This is a genomic window from Flavobacterium sangjuense (assembly GCF_004797125.1).
GTDB classification, from domain to species: domain Bacteria; phylum Bacteroidota; class Bacteroidia; order Flavobacteriales; family Flavobacteriaceae; genus Flavobacterium; species Flavobacterium sangjuense.
Window position 1 is genome coordinate 530,397 of the sequence record NZ_CP038810.1, and the last position, 22,132, is coordinate 552,528.

General features: G+C 36.1%; 19 protein-coding genes. 7 read left to right on the plus strand and 12 right to left on the minus strand.

The annotated features are described in order from the left end of the window. Positions 1 to 5 precede the first annotated feature (5 nt). Both GS03_RS02320 and GS03_RS02325 read right to left on the minus strand, forming a co-directional pair. The gene (locus GS03_RS02320; RefSeq protein ID WP_136150959.1) at positions 6 to 890 is read right to left on the minus strand and encodes a hypothetical protein; all 885 of its coding nucleotides are present in this window, start codon (positions 888 to 890) and stop codon (positions 6 to 8) included. An 18-nt stretch (positions 891 to 908) separates the two neighbouring features. Beyond that, complete coding sequence (locus GS03_RS02325) at positions 909 to 1,763, minus strand: ChaN family lipoprotein (RefSeq protein ID WP_136150960.1); 855 nt, start codon at positions 1,761 to 1,763, stop codon at positions 909 to 911. Positions 1,764 to 1,822: 59 nt separating this feature from the next. Between GS03_RS02325 and GS03_RS02330 the strand changes: the two genes are divergently transcribed. Beyond that, complete coding sequence (locus GS03_RS02330) at positions 1,823 to 3,115, plus strand: aminopeptidase P family protein (RefSeq protein ID WP_136150961.1); 1,293 nt, start codon at positions 1,823 to 1,825, stop codon at positions 3,113 to 3,115. 60 nt (positions 3,116 to 3,175) lie between these two features. On the opposite strand, the gene GS03_RS02335 is transcribed toward GS03_RS02330, so the two are convergent. Further along, on the minus strand, positions 3,176 to 3,565 hold the full coding sequence (locus GS03_RS02335; protein WP_136150962.1) for a DUF1398 domain-containing protein: 390 nt from the start codon (positions 3,563 to 3,565) through the stop codon (positions 3,176 to 3,178). Between the two features lie 62 nt (positions 3,566 to 3,627). Here GS03_RS02335 and GS03_RS02340 point away from each other — a divergent pair, with 62 nt between their 5' ends. Next, entirely contained in the window at positions 3,628 to 4,410 is a 783-nt protein-coding gene (locus GS03_RS02340; RefSeq protein WP_136150963.1) for an alpha/beta fold hydrolase, read from the plus strand. A 57-nt stretch (positions 4,411 to 4,467) separates the two neighbouring features. Here the strand turns inward: GS03_RS02340 and GS03_RS02345 are convergent, their stop codons facing one another. The 5 genes from GS03_RS02345 to GS03_RS02365 all read right to left on the minus strand — a co-directional run bounded on the left by GS03_RS02345 (position 4,468) and on the right by GS03_RS02365 (position 13,761). Next, entirely contained in the window at positions 4,468 to 7,251 is a 2,784-nt protein-coding gene (locus GS03_RS02345; RefSeq protein ID WP_136150964.1) for a PD-(D/E)XK nuclease family protein, read from the minus strand. 63 nt (positions 7,252 to 7,314) lie between these two features. Beyond that, positions 7,315 to 8,709, minus strand: a complete 1,395-nt coding sequence (locus GS03_RS02350; RefSeq protein ID WP_136150965.1) for an OmpA family protein — start codon at positions 8,707 to 8,709, stop codon at positions 7,315 to 7,317. Between the two features lie 123 nt (positions 8,710 to 8,832). Continuing rightward, positions 8,833 to 10,032, minus strand: coding sequence for a glycine C-acetyltransferase (gene kbl, locus GS03_RS02355; protein WP_136150966.1), 1,200 nt, complete (start codon positions 10,030 to 10,032; stop codon positions 8,833 to 8,835). Positions 10,033 to 10,093: 61 nt separating this feature from the next. Next, positions 10,094 to 13,240: a UvrD-helicase domain-containing protein gene (locus GS03_RS02360; protein WP_136150967.1), complete on the minus strand. Its 3,147-nt coding sequence runs from the start codon at positions 13,238 to 13,240 to the stop codon at positions 10,094 to 10,096. Next, positions 13,240 to 13,761 carry a GNAT family N-acetyltransferase gene (locus GS03_RS02365; protein WP_136150968.1) on the minus strand — a complete coding sequence of 174 codons (522 nt, stop codon included), beginning with the start codon at positions 13,759 to 13,761 and terminating at the stop codon, positions 13,240 to 13,242. The genes GS03_RS02360 and GS03_RS02365 overlap by 1 nt, the downstream gene beginning before the upstream one ends. A gap of 98 nt (positions 13,762 to 13,859) precedes the next feature. Between GS03_RS02365 and GS03_RS02370 the strand changes: the two genes are divergently transcribed. Beyond that, positions 13,860 to 14,468 carry a superoxide dismutase gene (locus GS03_RS02370; RefSeq protein ID WP_136150969.1) on the plus strand — a complete coding sequence of 203 codons (609 nt, stop codon included), beginning with the start codon at positions 13,860 to 13,862 and terminating at the stop codon, positions 14,466 to 14,468. A 429-nt stretch (positions 14,469 to 14,897) separates the two neighbouring features. On the opposite strand, the gene GS03_RS02375 is transcribed toward GS03_RS02370, so the two are convergent. From GS03_RS02375 to purN, 4 genes are all read right to left on the minus strand, one after another. Beyond that, the gene (locus GS03_RS02375; protein WP_136150970.1) at positions 14,898 to 16,796 is read right to left on the minus strand and encodes an amidophosphoribosyltransferase; all 1,899 of its coding nucleotides are present in this window, start codon (positions 16,794 to 16,796) and stop codon (positions 14,898 to 14,900) included. A gap of 76 nt (positions 16,797 to 16,872) precedes the next feature. Further along, the gene (locus GS03_RS02380) at positions 16,873 to 17,799 is read right to left on the minus strand and encodes a PfkB family carbohydrate kinase (RefSeq protein WP_136150971.1); all 927 of its coding nucleotides are present in this window, start codon (positions 17,797 to 17,799) and stop codon (positions 16,873 to 16,875) included. 96 nt (positions 17,800 to 17,895) lie between these two features. Then, a complete protein-coding gene (gene rnhA / locus GS03_RS02385; protein ID WP_136150972.1) occupies positions 17,896 to 18,375 on the minus strand; it encodes a ribonuclease HI in 480 nt (159 codons plus the stop codon). Then, positions 18,376 to 18,939 carry a phosphoribosylglycinamide formyltransferase gene (gene purN / locus GS03_RS02390; protein WP_136150973.1) on the minus strand — a complete coding sequence of 188 codons (564 nt, stop codon included), beginning with the start codon at positions 18,937 to 18,939 and terminating at the stop codon, positions 18,376 to 18,378. A gap of 173 nt (positions 18,940 to 19,112) precedes the next feature. Here purN and GS03_RS02395 point away from each other — a divergent pair, with 173 nt between their 5' ends. The 4 genes from GS03_RS02395 to GS03_RS02410 all read left to right on the plus strand — a co-directional run bounded on the left by GS03_RS02395 (position 19,113) and on the right by GS03_RS02410 (position 22,129). Then, positions 19,113 to 19,349 (plus strand): acyl carrier protein, encoded by a 237-nt coding sequence (locus tag GS03_RS02395; RefSeq protein ID WP_007137004.1) that lies wholly within the window; start codon positions 19,113 to 19,115, stop codon positions 19,347 to 19,349. Between the two features lie 178 nt (positions 19,350 to 19,527). Then, entirely contained in the window at positions 19,528 to 20,781 is a 1,254-nt protein-coding gene (gene fabF / locus GS03_RS02400) for a beta-ketoacyl-ACP synthase II (RefSeq protein WP_136150974.1), read from the plus strand. Between the two features lie 7 nt (positions 20,782 to 20,788). Further along, positions 20,789 to 21,529, plus strand: a complete 741-nt coding sequence (gene rnc, locus GS03_RS02405; RefSeq protein WP_136150975.1) for a ribonuclease III — start codon at positions 20,789 to 20,791, stop codon at positions 21,527 to 21,529. A gap of 114 nt (positions 21,530 to 21,643) precedes the next feature. Next, complete coding sequence (locus tag GS03_RS02410) at positions 21,644 to 22,129, plus strand: IPExxxVDY family protein (protein ID WP_136150976.1); 486 nt, start codon at positions 21,644 to 21,646, stop codon at positions 22,127 to 22,129. The last annotated feature ends 3 nt before the right edge of the window (positions 22,130 to 22,132 follow it).

Sequence of the window (22,132 nt, forward strand, 5' to 3'; positions counted from 1 at the left end):
ACTATCTACTTCACATAAGTCGGAATTAAACCACGTAATCCCATATCGACAACCTCCTCACCGGCAGCAGGTTCATACTTCCCATCAGCATTTACTTCGTGCCATTCAAAACTATTGTTGCTAGACAATGATAAAGTAATCACCACATCATTAGTTTCTGTTCCATCAATTACTAAATTACTGGCAAATCTTCCTGTCACTACGCAGGTATTTAAGTTTCGCGGGATTGGAGAAGTTGCTTCGATAGGGTTTGGAACAGTAGTCGCTCCTGGAAGTGCTTGTCCCGAAGTGGAATAAGGATGATCATTCAAGGCAAAAGCCCAATATCCTTGTGCTCTGTTTGCGTTTACAGGAAAAGTAGTATTCTCGATATCAAAAGAAGTTATATAAGTATTAAAACCAACAAAACTGGCTAAAGTTCCGTCGTAATCATTCCCGTTAGCGGCACGAACACTGATTTGGTAATTCTGATACGATAACGATACGCGCATCCATTCATAACTTCCAGCTGCAACCTGACTTAAAGGTATTCTCAGAAAAGTTTCTCCTTCCGAAACTATTTTTGATTTACTAAAATCTATGGCATTGCTTCCTCCAAGTGTCGTTTCCGGAGCGTGATATAAAATAGTTCCATTTCCAAGTTGGGTGTTGGCGTTTGGCGCTAATTCTACATAATGTGACGAAATCAAATTAAAAATAGGTGATTGCGCAGCATTTCCGGCGGCAACTGTTGAAGGTTGACCTAAATTATTCAACCTCGCTTGAGTTGGATCAAATTTGAATTTGATAATCAACATCGGTTCCTCTACTAGGTCATCTGCATCTTTCGAGCAGGAAACAAAAGGAATTGCCGCGGCTACTAATAAAAGGATTACATATATCTTTTTCATTTTTTGATTTTATTGGAGTTAGTGCGTTTTTGTAACGTCTTCATCTATAACGAGAATATAGTCTGCTTTATTGTATTCTTCCTTCATTATTTTTTCTAAATCGTTTTGCTCTACTGTCGCAATGGTTATTATTTCTATGCCGGAAACATATTTTTTTAGGTACCAACCAATGCCTTCAAAGTTGTCAGAATGATAGGTTCCATTGTAGTGAATGAATACGGTATCTGCTTTTAAATTCTTTTGAATAAAATAAGCCATCGTTGCATCTTTTATTGCCTGAGCTTTTGGCATATTAGGGCTGGCGTGATCTCCCATCATTTTCATCATATTGACATAGCCTGGTAAATTGGCGTCAAAAGCGATAGGCAGCGGAGCAATCCACATTTTTTCTTCAGGAGTCAGATTCTCTAACCCTTCAAATCCTTTTTTAGAAACGATTGAAGCATATCTTCTTGGAATATTTGTAGCTATAAAAGACAATTTATTTTCCCTGGCAAAATCAACTAAAGGCTTGTAATCCGTTTTGTAATTAGGCCAAAGTCGCGCTGCTGAATCCAATTGCTTTTGATTAATCTCTTCTTTTAAATATTGGTCAAGCTGTTTTTGATTGTCGGCTTCAAGCATTTCGGCACCTAAAATTACTTTCTTTTTCTGTGACAAATCTTTGGTTAATTCCAATTCCAACCAATGCGCAATTGCGTTGTTGTGGTATTCTCCAAATAAAACAACTTGTGTATTCCCGGCAGCTTTCAATAATTTGGCATAAGAAACCTTCTTGCCTTTTTTGTCAAACAACTGATAGGCTTTCTTTTCCTGAGCCAAACCAACTAATGAAATTAATAAAACAATAACAACAAAAAATAATCGTTTCATAGCAGTCTGTTTTAATCCATTGTTTTAACTTTGGGACATACAATATTAATCATTTCATCATGAAATATCATCAAATAGACCGCAATTTGTTCATTAAAAACAGAGCAAAATTCACGTCACAAATGAAACCTAACAGCGTTGCTGTTTTTAATTCCAACGATATTTATCCGGTTTCTGCCGATAGCTCGCTGCCATTTGAACAACACCGCGATATTTTTTATTTATCCGGAGTTGATCAGGAAGAAAGCATACTGTTGCTTTTCCCGGATGCGCCTTATGAGCATTTGAAACAAATATTATTTCTAAAAGAAACCAACGAGCATATTGCGATTTGGGAAGGCGAAAAACTTACGAAAGACAGAGCTTTTGAAGTCTCCGGAATTAAATCGGTGATTTGGTTACAGGATTTTCACAAGACGTTGAAAGAAGTTATGGCTTACGCCGAAACGATGTATATCAACACCAACGAACATTATCGTGCCTCGATTGAAACCGAAACCCGTGAAGCGCGTTTTGTAAAATGGTGGAAAGAAAACTATCCTGCACATAAAGTGGAAAAGTCGAATCCTATTTTGCAACGCATTCGCTCTATCAAAGAAAGCGAAGAACTTGACTTGATTCAGGAAGCGTGCAATATTACTGAAAAAGGATATCGTCGTGTATTGCAGTTTGTAAAACCAAACGTAATGGAATATGAAATCGAAGCCGAGTTTGCTCACGAATTCCTGAGAAATCGTTCCAAAGGTTTTGCCTACACGCCAATCATTGCTTCGGGAAATAACGCTAATGTTTTGCACTATATTGAAAACAACCAACAATGTAAAGCCGGTGATTTGATACTGCTTGATGTTGGTGCCGAATACGCTAATTATTCCAGCGACATGACCCGAATGGTTCCGGTTTCAGGAAAATTTACCGACAGACAAAAACAGGTTTACAATGCGGTTTTACGTGTAAAAAACGAAGCAACCAAAATGCTGACCGTTGGTAATTTATGGAAACAATATCATGTAGAAGTTGGTAAAGTAATGACTTCCGAATTACTTGGTTTGGGACTGATTGACAAAGCCGATGTGCAAAACGAAAACCCGGATTGGCCGGCATATAAAAAATATTTCATGCACGGAACGTCCCATCATATGGGATTAGACACGCACGATTACGGTCTTTTACACGAACCAATGAAAGCCAATATGGTTTTCACTGTGGAACCTGGAATTTATATTCCGGCGGAAGGTTTTGGAATCCGTATTGAAGATGATGTAGTGATTCAGGAAAAAGGAGAACCTTTTAACTTGATGAGAAACATTCCGATTGAAGCGGATGAGATTGAATCGATAATGAATTCTTAGTAAGAGAAAAGAAGAAAGAGAAAAGAAAAAAGACGGCTCACGGAAGTGGGTCGTTTTTATTTAAGTTGGAATGGTTTCCACCAAAACCACATTTCCTGCTTTGTCATAGTAAGTGCAGGTCATTTTATCCATAACAACAATCCATTTTTCCACACCTGATTTGGCACAATCCAGCAGAAAGGTTTTATAATCTGTTTTGCCTTGCTGATGTATTTTTAAATCGGATTTGAATTGTTCAATCTTGGTTTCATCTGCTATGGAAAGTGTTTCTGAAAAACCTTCAGATGAAACTTTAAAATTATCTTTCCCATAATAATTGGTGTGGTTGTCAAAAACAAAAGTTTCAAAAGACGTTACGCCAAGCGCAATAATATCTTGCATGTATTTTGGGAAATCGGCTCCGCTTTTTACTTTGGAATGTGCTTCTTTGATTTGTTGGATGGTGAACATAATTATTTATAATTTAAAATTCAAAAGTACTTTTTTAATTTCTAAAATCTATTTTTGCATCTATGAAAACCATCATCTATAAAAACACAAAAATCTCCTTTACCGAACAAGGCAAAGGAACTGCTGTGGTTTTATTGCACGGTTTTCTCGAGAATAAAACCATGTGGAGTGCGTTCATTCCTGAACTCAGCAAGAAACACAGAATCATCACCATCGATTTATTAGGTCATGGCGAAACCGAATGTTTGGGTTATGTTCATTCTATGGAAGATCAAGCCGATATGGTTCATGCCATTTTGCAAGATTTGAAAATCAGAAAAGCGGTATTTGTCGGTCATTCTATGGGCGGTTATGTGGCGTTGGCTTTCGCCGAATTATATCCGGATTATATGAAAGGTTTGTTTCTTTTAAATTCTACTTCGCGAGCTGATAGTGATGAACGAAAAATCAATCGTGATAGAGCTATCAAAGCCGTGAAACAAAACTATACCAACTTTGTGCGCTTGTCTATTGCTAATTTGTTTAGTGAAGACAATCGTGAAAAATTAGAAACTGAAATTGAAAAAGTAAAATTAGAAGCTTTAAAAACGCCGTTACAAGGCATCGTTGCTGCGCTCGAAGGAATGAAAATCAGAAAAGATCGCGAAGTGTTATTACATTTTGCACCTTATCCTATTCAGCTGGTTTTAGGGAAAAAAGATGGCGTCTTAATCTATGATGAAAACGTTGACCAAATTGAAGAAACCAAAGTTGAAATCACCACTTTTCCTGACGGACATATGTCGCACATCGAAAACGAAAAAGAATTGAAAAAAGTATTGGTAGATTTTTTGAAGAAAGTTTAAACACAGATTTCACAAATTAACACAAATCCATTTGTGAAAATCTGTGAAATCTGTGTTCTAATTCGTTTTCTCCTCAAAAGGAATTTCCATATTCAGTATTTCCTGCAGTAGAATTACAATTTGTTCCAGATAGTTTTCCATGATTTCGCTTGAAATTATTTCTACAACATCTTTAGCTTCGCTCCGTTCGGCTATGCCTCGGGTGTCCTGCTTAAACTGAAATGGTAAAAATCCTGTTTTTAAATTTTTAAACGATACAATTCCGGCTTCCATTTCCTGGCCTTTTACCTGTTCTTCATACATAAAAGCATACGCCAAAACCTGAATTATTTTATCGTTTTTGATGTCTTCAGTTAAACCATTCCAATCTTTTAAAACAACATTGTTTTTATCAACTTTTCCCGTTTTGTAATCGATGATTCTAATCTTTCCGTTGCGAAGTTCGATTCGGTCCACATTTCCTTTTATCAGCACCGGAAAAGGCAAGCAGGCATCGGTTAAAACTCTTTCATACGTAGTTTCTAAAGATACTATCTGAATTTCATCACCCTTTTCAATAGCTTCTAATTCTGTTTTTAGAAAGTTCAGCACATTTCGCTTGGCAACTTCAAAAGCCAACAGGTTTCTGCCTTTTTTGATTTCACCTTCTTTGTATACTTTTTTAAATTGATTTAAAACTTCGTCGTCAATTTTAGAAATGCAACTTTTGATATCTTCACTAGTTAAAAGTCGTCCGATAGTTGGTTTATACAATTCTTCTAAAGTTCCGTGAATAATGGTTCCTAACGTATTAACCGCAATATTCTCTTCGACTTCATCCGTTTCTGAAATGCGTAAAATCCTTTGGAAATAAAACTGTATCGGATTGCGGATATAGGTTGTCAAAGATGAAGGTGAAAATCCTTTTTCTGCAATTTCGCGCAAGCGTGTCATAACGCTTTCTGTTTTTGGAACAACAATCGGTTGGTGCGCAATATTAGGCACATCCGGATTGTAATATTGAAATGTCAGGTTGTGATTGGGCTGCTTTTCGATTTCCAATTGCGTGATGAAACGACTCTTTTCGCCGGCATCAAAACCCTGGCTATCGGAATTATAAATCAAATAAACGTTTTTGGCACGTTGCAACAAATGATAGAAATGATAGGTGTAAATCGCATCTTTTTCTTTATAGGTTGGCAAACCATATTGCAATTTCACATCATACGGAATAAAAGAATTAGTGCTTTTACCAGCCGGAAATTTGCCTTCGTTTACTGAGGTAATGATTACGGTTTCAAAATCCAAAACGCGACTTTCTAAAACTCCCATAAGCTGTAAACCACTCAAAGGCTCACCTTCAAAAGAAACCTCAGCCACTTCAATGACTTGCTTGTAAATAGCTTGTAATGTCTTAAGGGCGTTTATGGATTGATGTTCCGAGAAATACGAAATCATTTTGTTGATGACTTTAAAAATCGAATACACAAAAGCATTCGTTATCTTTTCTTCTTCATTTTCATAACTCAGATTGGCTTTAATTTTCAGCAGAATTTGAGCAATATTTCCTAAAACAGTGACAGAATCAGCTTCCCATTTTTGAAACAATAAAGAAAACAACGCATTGTCTTTGGCATAAAGCTCTTCGAGTTTTTTATGGGTAATAAACGAATAGTTGTTTTTATTAATTATTGAAACCAAATCATTGGCCAAAACATAAGGTTCAATAAGCGGATGCGTTAATACATCAAGCACATCTTTGTAGTACATCACATAACTTGACGGATTTCTGGTCAAAGCGTTGGTGTGCAATTTGAACAATTTGGCTATCAGCAATTGCGCCGGATTGTTTTTGCTTGAAAAACCCATAGTAATATTCAACGCATCAACATTCGACGGCAGCGAATACAACATTGGCAACAATAAACTTTCTTCTCCGAGCACCAACGCCACATTCTGTAGATTTCCTTTCTCTGCTTCTTTTTCTATGATACTGCCTGCTATTTTAGCTTGCCCAATGGATTTTGAAGTAGCAATGACATGAATATTCTTTTCGGCTTTAAAATCGTTCGAAATCCATTCATAAGGATGTGTTTTATAATAAATCCATTCCGATTTAAACTTTCGTTGAAAATGTCCGGCGTCGTGAAATGAATCGTTAAGTAAGGTTTCATCAATATCCCAATAGATTTTGGCAACATCAAGCGCTAAAAGATGCTGAATAATCTTTTCTTCGGCTTGATTAAGGGCATTGAAACCTGCAAAAACAAATTGTTTTCCGTTATTGTTTTCAGAAAAGTGATTTAGGTTTTCAACGGCTTCGCGATAAATCAAGCCTTGATAGCCAATACCTTTATTTACTAAATGCTGATACAATGAATGATAATAGTCCGGCAGTTTTTTCCAAAAAAGCAGGTGCTTTTCTATCAAATCTGTTCTTTTATCTACATCAACTGCCCAGTGTTCAATTTCTTTTATGTCTTCAAGATATTTTAAAATCTTGTCCGGGTCTAAAAGATAGCGGTCGATTTCATTAAAATCCTGTAATAATGTTTTGGCCCAATTGGCGAAGTTTTCAAAGGAATCGGGATTGTCTTTTGTTAATGAAAGATACACTTCATAAAACTCAAACAGCAATTCAACGCTATCAATGGAACGAATGCCGGCAATATCCTGAATAAACTCTTCGATGCTTATTATCTCAGGCGCAAAAACATTGTTGGAAACTAACTTTTTAAATTCCTCAAGCAAAAAGACTTTGGCTCTTTTGTTGGGTAACACGATGATCAATTCCGATAAATTGTCGGAATTATTTTTTAGAATTTCTTGTACTAGTTGGTGAAGAAAAATTGGTTTTGACATTCTATAAAAATAAAAAAACGCCCCGAATATCGGGGCGTTTTCTTGAAATTATTTTGGAAGAAATTATTTTACTAATTTCACTTCAACTCTTCTGTTGTTAGCTTTACCAGCTTTAGTTTTGTTAGAATCAATTGGTTTAGATTCACCGAAACCAGCTGAAGCTAATCTTGAACTAGCAATACCGCTTTCAATTAAGTAATTTTTAACTGCTGCCGCTCTGTCTTCAGACAATTTTTGGTTAGCAGCATCAGTACCATCGCTATCTGTGTGACCTTCTATAGAGAAGTTAGAGTTTGGATACTCTTTCAAGATAGCTGTAATAGCTTGTAATACTGGGTAAGTTTGTTGTTTGAATGAAGCTTTACCACTATCGAATAAGATAGTTTTAGCATAGTCATTTAATCTTTTGATAGCTTCTTCAGTAACTTCTGGACAACCATTGTTAGCTACAGTTCCAGCTACGTCTGGACATTTATCATCTTTATCTAAAACTTTATCTCCGTCTCTGTCTGGCCAAGGACAACCACCGTTTTCTTTTGGACCTTTAACATCTGGACATTTGTCTGATTTATCAGTAACACCGTCACCGTCAGTATCAGGACAACCACCTAAAGATTTTAAACCAGCAACATCTGGACAAGCATCATCTTTATCAGCAATTCCGTCACCGTCAGTATCAGGACATCCGTTAAATTCAGCTGGACCAGCAACTTCAGGACAAGCATCAGCAGCATCAGTAATACCGTCAGCATCTGTATCAGGACATCCGTTAAATTGTTTTAAACCAGCAACTTCCGGACAAGCATCATCTTTATCATAGATTCCGTCACCGTCAGTATCTTTTCCTCCAAATTTGAAAGTAAGACCTGCGAAGTGTTGCATGTGTGATGGCATATCCTCACGTACATCTTCGAAAGATTGTTTGTAAGTTGAACGCCAAGACAAACCTATCATTTCAGTAAACCAATACGTTAAGCCTAAACCTCCGTTTAATGTACCTGCATGTAACTCATCACCAATCCAAGTGTAACCTCCACCAATATGGATAGATGGTTCAATTGTTTTAGATTTGATTAAGTTCATCAAACTATAATTGATTACCGCATCAGCTGCATAATAGTTTTTATCTCCAGGATTAACTACTGTATATGGCCCTTCACCAACTCTAGGCAATACATACCTTGTTATTCTGTTAACAGATCCTGTAACTCCAAAAGAGAAATTACTTCCTACGTATTTAGATACGCTTAAATAAGACACTGAATTAGTGATGTTCCAGTTATCTTTAGCATTAAAGAACTGAGATAATTGGTCTTCCAATTTAGAAGCAGCACTTATCCTAGTATCTACTGCATTAGCCCCAAACGAAATCGCCCAAGGGTTGTTACTGTCTTGAGCTTGTGAGCTGAACCCAGCTAACATTACCAAAGCAACGAATAATTTGTTAAGATGTTTCATACTTAATTTGATTAGATTATAAGAATTATAATAAGACAAAAGTAATACCTTAAATTCTAATAACAAAATCAAAATGTTAAAATGTGTGAATTATATAATGAATCAATACCAATTATGAAAGTTTTAGTGTTTTTTTTCAATGTTTAACATTTTTCCAACCTCCGTAAAGGCTTCAATTGCTTTGTCTAAATGTTCTTTGGTATGAGCGGCAGATAATTGAACCCGAATCCTTGCTTTATCTCTTGGGACTACGGGGAAAAAGAAACCAATAACATAAATTCCTTTCTTTAAAAGTTCGTCTGCCATGACTTGGGATAACTTTGCATCGTATAACATAACCGGAACAATTGCCGAATCGCCATCAATAAAGTCAATTCCGGCTTTGCGCAAACCATCTTTGAAATAATTGGTATTCCATTCTACTTTATCACGCAGTGTTGTGTCTTTTTCTAATAATTCGAAAACCTTAATAGAAGCACCAACTATAGCCGGCGCCAATGAATTGGAAAACAAATAAGGACGTGAACGTTGACGCAAAATTTCAATCACTTCTTTTTTGGCTGTAGTATAACCACCCATTGCACCGCCTAATGCTTTCCCTAAAGTTCCTGTGATGATGTCAACTCTTCCCATAACTCCTTTGGCTTCGAGTGTTCCTTTACCGGTTGCTCCGATGAAACCGGCAGCGTGACATTCGTCAACCATTACCAACGCATCGTATTTATCGGCCAAGTCGCAAATTTTATCTAATGGCGCAACCAGTCCATCCATAGAAAAAACGCCATCGGTTACAATAAGTTTAAAACGATGTCCGGCTTCAACTGCTTTTTTTAGTTGGTTTTCCAAATCTTCCATATTGGAATTTTCATAACGATAACGCGCCGCTTTACATAAACGAACACCATCAATGATAGAAGCGTGGTTCAGACTATCAGATATAATACAATCTTCTTCTCCTAATAAAGGTTCGAAAACGCCGCCATTGGCATCAAAAGCTGCAGCGTATAATATAGTGTCTTCTGTGCCGTAGAAATCGGCTATCTTTTTTTCAAGGGTTTTGTGAATATCCTGCGTTCCGCAAATGAAACGCACCGATGACATTCCGAAACCATGCGAATCCAAAGTGTCTTTGGCCGCCTGAACTACTTCAGGATGCGATGACAATCCAAGATAGTTATTGGCACAAAAGTTTAAAACCGTTTCGCCGTTTACTGTAATTTCTGCGCCTTGTGGTGATGTGATAATGCGTTCTTTTTTGAAAATTCCATTTTGTTCAATGGTATTCAATTCGTTTTGTAAGTGTTGCTGAATTTTTCCGTACATGTTGTTTAGTTTTTTCTCGCGAAGACGCTAAGCCGCGAAGAGTTCATTTTTATAGTTGTGGCTACAAATTTACTATTTCCAAAGTTTCTCCAATATAAACCAACGCTTTTTTAGTGACTTTAAAACCCATTTTTTCAATGGCGCTTTGGTAATTTTCTAACTGCAATTGGTATTTGGTTTGGTGTGAACCTGTTTTATAATCCAATAAGTAGATTTCGTTTTGCTTATTAAGCACCATTCTGTCTGGCTTTACAAGATTTCCTTCTTTTTGGATGATGGTTTTTTCGTTTAAGATTTTATGCTCGTTCGAGAAATACAATTGTAAATCCTGATGGTTTACAATTTCGCGAATGGTTTTTAAAACTTCCTCTTTTTGCGAAGAAACTATCAATCCGTTTTCGATGGCTTTGGTCAATGCCAAATCAATATCCTCTTTGGTTTTGATAAATGACAGGATTTCGTGCAGTATGTTTCCGTATTCAATGGCTTTTTGCTGTTTTGTATTCCACATCAAACTTTCACGTTGCGCAATTTTGATATTCTTCGGATTTAATGTTGCTGAAAGTTGCGGAATTGTTTCGGTTTCGTCTTTTGCTTCTTTGGTTACCGATAATTTTTCGGCTTTGCCAAATTCATATTCCAATTTATTTTCATCAAAGCCTTTGTCTTCCAAAAATTTGATAAAAAACGTCGCCATATTATTTGGATATTCGCCCGAAGTTTTGCTTCTGCTTTGCATCCCGGAAATGACATGCAATTGTTCTTCGGCACGCGTCATTGCTACGTATAAAACATTGATATCATCTAATAATTCTTCCTGCTTTTTCTGATTGTAAATTAGTGCTGATTCCTCGCCGTAAGTGGAAACGTTGTTGTTTTTATCCACTAAAACTTTGGGCAGACCAACTTGTTCTTCATCGGCGTTAAGCCAAATCTTCTCTCTTGGTCCTTTGCTGTAATCTTCTTCGGCAAACGGAAAAATAACGACCGGAAATTCCAAGCCTTTTGAAGTGTGAATGGTCATGATGCGCACAGCTTCTTTACCTTCGGGCGACGGAATGCTCAACTTCCCGGAATTAATATCCCAATACGACAGAAAATCTGAAATTCCGGCCTGCTTTTTTAAATCCTGTTCCAGAACAATATCTAAAAAATATTGAACGTAAGCATTTCGTTTTTCAATTGGGATAATTTTGGAAATGATGCTTTCTGTCGCTTCGTATAATGATTTTTTTCTGGTGTTTTTAAACGAAAAATGAATATCAAAACCAGCTAACCATTGCTCAAAATCGGCTTCGGTATTTTGTTCCATTCCAAGCGCAATAAAATCATGAACAGCCATTTTTGGTTGCCCGTTTTTAGCAATATAATACAGAAAATTTGCTTTGGATTCGCGATCATTATTGTTTTTTAAATAATATAAAACATTAACGATGCACTGCACTTCGGAAGAAGAACCAATCAGCAAACTCTCCGAAGACAAAATCGGAATGCCTTGTTGCGTCAAATAATTGGCAATCGCAATTCCGTTGTCTTTTTTTCGGGTTAGAATGGCGATGTCTTTATAGCTAAACCCGTTGGCTCTTACTTTTTGGATGGTGTTTAATGTTGCTAATAAATACAACTCTTCTTTTGCGGGATTTTCTTCTTCGCCATATTCTGATTTCGGAACAAAAGAAATGTTGACATAACCGCCTTTTTTGGCATTTTCTTCCTGATGACTATGGTATTTGTATAAATCTTTATAATCTTCATGCGCAAACTCATCGGCTATAAAACCAAAGAAATTGTTGTTGAAGTCAATCACTTCCGAATAACTCCTCCAATTCGTTTTTAATGGAAACAGTTCCTTTTCCGGGTTGTTAAACGGATTTTTGTCTTTGCTTAATTCGATAAATTGCTCTGCTTTTCCGCCACGCCAACGATAAATGGATTGCTTTGGATCACCAACAATCAGCAAGCTTCCTCTTTCACCTAATAAATCTTCGCTCGAAGTCGCATTATCTATCAGCGGAATCAGGTTTTGCCATTGCATTTCGGAAGTGTCCTGAAATTCATCTATGAAAAAATGTTTATACTTTTCGCCCAAACGCTCATAAATAAAAGGCGCGGGTTGATTTTGAATTTGCTCGTGAATCAATTTATTGAATTCCGTTATGGATAAAATTCCCTGCTCTTTTTGAATGTCAGTTAGTTTATTGCTCAACGTATTTAGCAAGGAAAGCGGCGTGATGTTTTTTAGGAATGCTTCGTAGAAATTCTTGGTTTCAAATTTTTTATAAATCGATACCAAAATCTCGAGCAATTGCGGAATTATTGCTTCAATAATTTCTTTGTCGACAGCATTTTTATTGATGGCTATGTCTTCAAATTGGTGAAAGGTTTTGTTTTTCGGATTGAATCTTTTTTCCTGAATGCTTAACAAATGATTCGGGAAAGTTTGTCGCGAAAACGAATTCAAATCGATGCCTTTGTTTTCAATCAGCAAGAGCATTTCTGTTGCCAATGCTACGGTTTCGGATTCTAATTGCTCACAAAGTTCTACGAGCTTATTTTTGATAACAATAAAATCTTCAATTTTCTTTTTATCAAAATGTCCAATTTCCTCGCGATTGTTTTCGTTTAAAATCAATTTCCCGGTTTCCATAATTTCACGTGAAATGTCCCAGGATTTATCATCATCTGTTTTCTCCATGGTGAAATCAACTAACAATTTTGTCAATTCGGCATCATTTCCAGCTTCAGCAATAATGGCATCAACGGCTTCGGTCAACAAACTTTCGGTATCCAACGAAACTTCAAAAGTGATTGGCAAACCCAAATCGTGAGCAAAAGAGCGAATAACTTTGTGGGTGAATTTATCAATGGTCGAAATGTCAAAAGCGGCGTAATTATGAATTAAGTTTTTGATAATGCCTTTGGCTTTTTCGGTAATCGCATTCAAACTCAAACCTGTATCTGAACTAATAACCTGCATCAATTGCAATGCTTTTTCGGATGGATTTTCTTTGCTGAATTCGGAAAGATTTTCCAAAACACGGCTTTTCATTTCGTGCACCGCTTTGTTGGTAAACGTAATGGCTAGTATGTTGCGATAAGCATCAGGCCTTTTGGACAGCAGAATAATTTTCAGATATTCCTTTACCAAAGTATAGGTTTTACCCGAACCTGCCGATGCGTCGTATATGGAAAAAGCTGGTTTTTGCATTAGTTTTTAGTAATCAGATAAACAAAATTCAACTTGCTGGGTTCGCCGTAATACTCGACTTGATATTCGTCCACTTTGACAGCACCTATTTTTCCGATGGCTTTTTGAGAACGAATATTAAATGCTCCAATATGGAAATAGACTTTATCCACAAACTGAAACGCATAATCAAGCATTAGTTTTTTCAACGCTTTGTTATAACCAGTGCCCCAAAATTTTGTTCCAATAAAAGTATAGCCAATCAAAACCGAACTGTCGTTTTCGTTATAATCATAATATCGGCTACACCCAACGGTTTCATTGGTCGCAGCGTCAACAATTAGAAAAGCCCCTTTTGATTCTATTGCTCCTTTAAAATAATTGGTGAAATCTTCTAATTTATATCGGTTCGGATTTGGATGCTGTTCCCATACTAACGGATCAGAACCTACATTGTATAATTTTTCAAAATCAGATTCTTTGAGTGGAGCTAATTTTATCAGGTCATCCTGAAGAAACTTTGGCTGTAAATCAAACTGCATTATAGCTCTATATTAAATATTTATTAAGGCACTTCCTTTTCCGAAGTTAAATGTATAAATTTGAATTCATTTTAATACTAACTTAATTTAAAAATATCATGGCTTTCGAATTACCGCAGTTACCTTATGCATATGATGCATTAGAACCACATATTGATGCCAGAACGATGGAAATTCATCATTCAAAACATCACAATGCATATACGACCAATCTAAATGCTGCTGTTACAGGTACCGATTTAGAAGGAAAAACAATAGAAAATATTTTGATAAATTTGGATATGAAAAATGCTGCTGTTAGAAATAATGGTGGTGGATTTTATAATCACAATTTGTTTTGGAGAGTAATGTCGCCAACCGGTGGCGGAAAACCTTCGGGAGATTTAGCAGACGCCATCGATGCTGCATTTGGCTCGTTTGACGAATTTAAAGCGCAATTTTCAAAAGCCGGTGCCACACGTTTTGGTTCAGGTTGGGCTTGGCTTTGTGTTCACAAAGGCGGAAAAGTTGAAGTTTGTTCAACGCCTAATCAGGACAATCCGTTAATGCCGGAAGTTGGTTGTAGCGGTTTTCCAATTCTTGGAATGGATGTCTGGGAACATGCTTATTATTTAAACTATCAAAATCGTCGACCGGATTATATTGAAGCATTTTTTAATGTAATTAACTGGACAGAAGTAGCAAGATTATACGCTATAGAAAAATAAAATTTACTTTTTTAAACTCCCAAAACCGATTGTGAAAGCAGTCGGTTTTTTTATTTGGGACAAGTATAAAAAATAAACAGGCGGAATTTCTTCCACCTGTTTGCCCCAAATCTACCATAACTTACTTAACCTACTAAATACTATGGTAAAGCAAAGCTAATAACTAGATTTAAATAAATGTGATTTTTGTTAAAATATATTGGGATGATAGGCAAATGAGAGGTTAAATACCTTTTTTTTAATGATTTTCAGACAATTATAAAAATAAAAAAGGTGAAAATTTCTTTTCACCCTTTTTGCCCCAAATCTACCATAAACTTAACCTACTAATGCTATGGTAGACCAAATATAAAGTGATTATAAATGTTAAAACAAAAAATATAGATGAAATGCACCAATAATCGTTTAAGTTCAGAAAATGTTAAAATTTTAGTAAGCACGAGCATTTTTTCCCTCGTAAAAATTCATAAATGCCTTATTAGCAACACGGTTACCTCCAGGAGTTGGATACTCGCCTGTGAAGTACCAATCACCTAGGTTTTTTGGGCAGGCAAGATGTAAATTTTCTACCGTTTGGAAAATGATTTTTACTTCTGCATTTATATCTTCAGAAGTCAATAATTGCGCTATTTTATCTGAGATTTCCTTATCTGTAAAAGGCTTGTAGATTTCAGTTACATAATTAATAACATCGTTATCTTTATAATTAGCCTGTGCTTTGCATTTGGCATAAACTTCATCCACTATATGATATAAATTGCGTTCTTTCAATAAGGCTAATGTCGCCTGAAAAGCAACTAATCCTTCCAATCTTGCCATATCGATACCATAACAATCCGGAAAACGAATTTGTGGTGCCGATGAAACTACAACAATTCTTTTTGGATGTAGTCTGTCCATCATTTTGATAATTGACATTTTCAAGGTTGTTCCCCGAACGATACTATCATCAATAATGACCAAATTATCGGTTGGCTGAATAACACCATAGGTAACATCATAAACGTGTGCGACCAAATCATCCCTACTGCTGTCTTCTGTAATGAATGTTCTTAGCTTGGCATCTTTTATCGCAATTTTTTCGGTTCTGATTTTTACCGAAAGGATTTGTTCCAATTTTTCTTTGGTTAATGTTTTTCTGTTATCCAAAATGAACTGATTCTTTCTTTGATTCAGAAAATCATTCGCCGCTTCCACCATTCCGTAAAACGAAGTTTCTGCGGTATTTGGAATATAAGAGAAAACGGTGTTGTCGGTATCATTTTCAATTGCATCCAAAACTGCAGGAAGAATTAATTTACCCAATTCTTTTCGTTCCTGATAAATTTCGGCATCACTTCCGCGGGAAAAATAAATACGCTCAAAAGAACAGGCTTTCTTTATTGTTGGTTCAATAATTTCTTCTTCGCTTATGAATCCGTTTTTCTTGATGATTAGAGCATGTCCCGGTTGCAACTCCTGTACTTTTTCAAAAGGAACATTAAAAACCGTTTGAATTACCGGTCTTTCAGAAGCCACAACGGCAATCTCATCATCCTGATAAAAATATGCCGGGCGAATTCCCGCAGGATCACGGAAAACAAATGCATCGCCATGACCTAAAAGTCCGGCCATCGCATAACCGCCATCCCAACCTTTAGAAGCGCGTTTTAAAATTTTAGTAATGTCTAATTTCTCAGCAATAACCGGAGATGCTTCTCTTTTAGATAAACCGTTGTTTTTACATTCCTGATACAAATCGGTAACGGCATCATCCAGAAAATGACCTATTTTTTCCATTACGGTAACGGTATCTGTCATTTCTTTTGGATGTTGTCCCAATTCTACCAAACTATTAAAAAGCTCGGTAACATTAGTCATATTAAAGTTTCCTGCCAAAATCAGGTTACGATGCATCCAGTTATTTTGACGCAAAAATGGATGAACACTTTCTATGCTGTTTTTACCAAAGGTTCCGTAACGAACGTGTCCCAAAAACAATTCACCGATGTACGGGATATTTTCTTTCTGCAACGCCACATTATCCTGATATTCCGGGTGCGATGTCAATTCTTCATTTATTCTTTCATTGATTTGAGCAAAAACATCCTGAATCGCCTGCGCTTTGTTAGAGCGAACCCGGCTTATGTATCTTTCGCCGGGATCAACATCTAATTTTATTGAGGCAAATCCTGCTCCGTCCTGACCCCGGTTGTGCTGCTTTTCCATTAGCAAATACATTTTTTGTATGCCATAGAAAGCGGTGCCGTATTTTTCTTTGTAGAATTCTAACGGCTTTTTTAATCGTAAAAGTGCAATTCCACATTCGTGTTTTAATGCGTCGCTCATTGTAGTTGTTGTGTTGTAAGTGGTTTAATCTTTTGTTATTGTAAATAAAAATGCCCCGAAATTTCGAGGCATAAATTTATGATAATTCTATTTCAAATTGTGTTAACGCTTTGAATTGTTTTAGTCGCTCGTTAACTTCGTGTTTTGTCAAACTCAACATTCTTTCAGTTCCGAATTTCTCAACGCAGAACGAAGCCAAGTTTGAACCTTGTATGATTGCCGTTTTCATGGTATCGAATGAAATGTCTCCTTGTTGCGTAATGAATCCTGCAAATCCACCTGCGAAAGTATCACCGGCGCCTGTTGGATCAAAAACATCTGCTAAAGGCAAAGCCGGAGCAAAGAAGATTTCATGGTCATGGAAAATCAACGCACCGTGTTCTCCTTTTTTAATCACTACATATTTTGGCCCCATAGTGTGAATTTTTTTTGCCGCTTTCACCAATGAATATTCTCCCGACAATTGACGCGCTTCTTCATCGTTGATTGTAATTACATCAACACGTTTGATTACATCTAATAATTCAGGTAAAGCACAATCCATCCAGAAGTTCATTGTATCCAATACAACTAGTTTTGGTTTTTGTGTCATTTGGTTCAAAACGCCGGTTTGTACAATTGGATGTAAGTTCCCTAACATCACAACATCAGCATCTTTAAAATTTTCAGGAACAATCGGATTGAAATCTGCTAACACATTTAATTCTGTAGCCAATGTATCTCTCGAGTTCATATCGTTATGATAACGACCGCTCCAAAAGAAAGTTTTTCCGCCCTTAACAACTTCTAATCCTGAAATATCAATGTTTCTTGACGTTAATAAATCTAAATATTCTTGTGGAAAATCATCCCCAACAACCGAAACAATAGCTGACTGAAGTTTAAAATGAGAAGCTGAAAGTCCGATAAACGTTCCTGCTCCACCTAAAATTTTATCTGTTTTTCCAAAAGGCGTTTCGATAGCGTCAAAAGCAACTGTTCCTACTATTAAAAGTTTGTTCATTAAATTGTCATTGCGAGATTTCGAAGTAATCTCAAATTAAAGGCGCAAAGATAAACTTTAGTTTCAGAGTTACAAAGTTTCAAAGCCGCAAAGTTTTTACAACAACTTTTGCTCTTCCTTTTCATAAAAAGTATCGACAGATAAATTGGGTAAACCTGAAGCCATTACGGCCAATTCATCACAACGCTCGTTTTGCGGATGATTGTTATGTCCTTTAATCCATTTAAAATCGACTTGATGCTGACGGTAAATTTTTAGAAAACGCATCCATAAGTCAGGATTCTTTTTGTCTTTGAACCCTTTTTTCTCCCAGCCAAAAACCCATTTTTTCTCTACAGCATCAACCACATATTTCGAATCGGAAATAACCAAGACTTTCATGTTGGGTTTTGTTATTTTTTCCAAGCCAACGATTACGGCAAGTAATTCCATTCGGTTATTTGTCGTATACCGAAAACCTTCGTAAAATTCTTTTTTATAAGTTGTCCCGACCAATTCCATCACAACGCCATAACCTCCGTTTCCGGGATTCCCTTTGGCTGCGCCGTCTGTGTATATGTGGACTTGGTGTGACAATTATTTAGTTAAAAGTTTTTCAATAATTTCCGGGAAATGCTTGTGTTCTAATTCGTGAATTTTGTTGGCTATTTCATCTGCAGAAGCGCAATCTTCGATGTTTATCTTTTGCTGAAAAATGAATTCGCCTTCATCATAATGTTCGTTGACATAATGAATGGTGATTCCGGTTTCTTTTTCTTTATTATCCAAAACGGTTTGATGCACTTTCATACCATACATTCCTTTTCCACCATATTTTGGCAACAATGCCGGATGAATATTGATAATTTTATTTGGATAAGCTGCCACAATTTCTTCGGGCATTTTCCAAAGAAAACCTGCCAGCACAATCAAGTCGGGTTTGATTCCTATAATTTTATCCAAAACAAATCCTTCTGAAAGTTCTTCTCTATTGAAGATAAGTGTTGGGACATTATGCTTTTTTGCTTTGTCTAAAACTTTGGCATGTGGATTGTTAGTGAAGACGCCGACTACGATAATATCATGGTGGTTTTTGAAGTATTGAATAATATTTTCCACATTGGAACCAGTGCCTGAAGCAAAAAGCAAAATCTTTCTCATTTGAAAATAAAATTACAGCACAAAAAAAAGAATAAATACTCGAATTAAAACCATGATATGACAAGATAATGAAATAAATTTTTTATTTTCGTGGTACATTTACTAACAAAAATGTTGTTTTAAGATAAAGTTTTTTATTTTTGCCAACAAATTAAAAATTAAAATTAGAAATTATGTCAGACATTGCATCAAGAGTTAAAGCGATTATTGTAGACAAATTAGGCGTTGATGAAAACGAAGTTGTAACAGAAGCTAGCTTCACAAATGATTTAGGAGCTGATTCATTAGACACTGTTGAATTGATTATGGAGTTCGAAAAAGAATTTGATATTCAGATTCCAGACGACCAAGCTGAAAACATTGCTACTGTAGGTCAAGCCATTTCTTACATCGAAGAAGCAAAAAAATAATAATTACTAATCCGTGAGACTTGAACTAGTTTCACGGATTTTTATTATTTTTACTGAAAAGAGTAAAACTGATTGACATCCAATCTCAAAAATATTGAAATACCCTTGTCTCTTTAATGATTATATTTGAAGAAAACATGGGTATTATTTGTTTAAATACAATTGTAAAAAATAAATTATGACATTAAAACGAGTTGTAGTAACCGGTTTGGGCGCAATAACACCAATTGGGAATTCCATCGAAGAATACTGGAAAGCCTTGATAAATGGCGTTAGTGGTGCTGCTCCAATTACTTATTACGATACCGAAAAGCATAAGACTAAATTTGCCTGCGAAGTCAAAAACTTCAACATTGAAGATTATATGGATCGCAAAGAGGCAAGAAGAATGGACAAATTTGCCCAATATGCTGTTGCAGCAAGTCAGGAAGCCATTGCAGATGCCGGAATTACGGATACTAATGTCGACAAACAAAGAGTTGGTGTGATTTGGGGTGCGGGAATTGGCGGATTAGAAACTTTTCAGGAAGAAGTAATCAGCTATGCACAAGGCGACGGAACGCCGCGTTTCAATCCTTTCTTTATTCCAAAAATGATTGCCGACATTGCTCCTGCTCACATTTCGATGCGAAATGGTTTTATGGGTCCAAATTATACTACTGTTTCTGCTTGTGCTTCTTCTGCCAATGCCATGATTGATGCGTTCAATTACATCCGTTTAGGAATGTGTGACGTCATTATTTCCGGTGGTTCAGAAGCTGCAGTTACTATTGCCGGAATGGGTGGATTTAATTCGATGCAAGCCTTATCAACAAGAAACGATAGTCCGGAAACTGCTTCAAGACCTTTTGATGCAACCCGTGACGGATTTGTGCTTGGTGAAGGTGCCGGCGCATTAGTTTTAGAAGAATACGAACACGCAAAAGCACGTGGTGCTAATATCTATTGTGAAATTGGTGGCGGCGGAATGTCATCTGATGCATATCACTTAACTGCTCCACATCCGGAAGGAATTGGCGTTATCGCAGTTATGAATAATACGCTTCGCGATGCCGGAATGAAACCGGAGCAAGTTGACCACATCAATACACACGGAACCTCAACGCCACTTGGTGATGTTGCCGAATTAAAAGCGATAAGTGCTGTTTTTGGAGATCACGCTAAAACTATCAATATCAATTCTACCAAATCAATGACTGGTCATTTACTTGGTGCAGCTGGTGCGATTGAAGCGATTGCTTCTATTTTGGCAATGAAACACAGCATTGTTCCTCCAACAATTAACCACACTGTTGTGGATGAGAATATTGATCCAAGTTTGAATTTAACATTGAACAAAGCTCAAAAAAGAGAAATCAATGTAGCGATGAGTAATACTTTTGGATTTGGTGGGCACAACGCTTGCGTTTTATTCAAAAAAATTGAAGCTTAATTACTAGATGAAAATTCTAAAAAATATATTTCAAAAATCCCGTTCAAAAGAGGACGGGATTTTTTTTAACGAAATTCAAACTATAATAGGTTTCAAACCCCAATCTATTATTTATTACCAAAAAGCCTTCACCCATCGCTCCACAAATCAAATGGATTTAAAAGGAAATCCGATGAATTATGAGCGCTTGGAATTTTTGGGCGATGCTATGTTAAGTGCCGTAATTGCTGCACATCTTTACAATAAAGCTCCTGCCGGCGATGAAGGTTATTTGACCAAAATGCGCTCCAAAATTGTGAGTCGGGAACATTTAAATGAATTGGGAAGGGACTTAAACTTAATCCGATTTGTCGAAAGTAAAGTGCCTACACAACACTTTGGCGAAAACATACACGGAAATATTTTTGAAGCATTGGTTGGTGCCATTTTCCTTGATAAAGGCTATGATTATTGCGAAAAGTTTATCCAAAAAAGCGTCATCATTCCGTATGTTGACATTGCCAAACTCGAAGGAAAAGTTATTAGTTACAAAAGCCTGCTGATTGAATGGTGTCAAAAAGAAAAAAAATCATTCTTTTTTGATGTTTTTGATGACAACGGAAACGATGGGCAAAAATATTTTGGCGTTAAGCTTAGTATTGATAATAAAGTAATTGCCAAAGCCAGAGCAACATCAAAAAAGAAAGCCGAAGAAAAAGCAGCACAACGCGCTTATTTTGCATTTCAGGAAAAAATTGACAATAAATAATGCAGATTCTTAAAAAGCTACAACGTTAGAGTTCATAAAATATCGTTAAGCTAAACTTTTGTGTGTGGAAATCTGTTACAGATAAACTATATTTACATCTAATTTTGCTAATTTATGGCTGTTCACAAATTGCATCTTGAAGAGTTTGACGAAATAGATTATCAGTTAATTGCGATACATTCCACTTTAGAAGATTATCGATTGGCATATTATATCAATCAAAATTTGCCAATTAATCTCAAAAAAGGCAATTGTAATATTCAAATTAGCAATAAAGAAGGTGAAACACAGTTTACGAGATTTGTTTTTGAAGATTCAAAAGATATTTCGTGGAATTTAGTTCAAAATCAAAATGATGTTTTTGTCCCTTCACAAAATAGCAATCAAGGGTTATTTGCCGAAAGCAACAACAAATTTTCGACAAAAATTTATTTGATTCCCGAGTTTAAAAAAGTAGATTATTTTTTAAAAATCGAAAATGGTGAAGTCAAAATAGATGTGGCAAAAATTACAAATAGTATTAAAAAAATAGATAGGGTAAGCACTGTTTACGCTGTAGAAGTAGAAAAAATAAAATCAAAAAATAATTTAATTTTTTAAGTA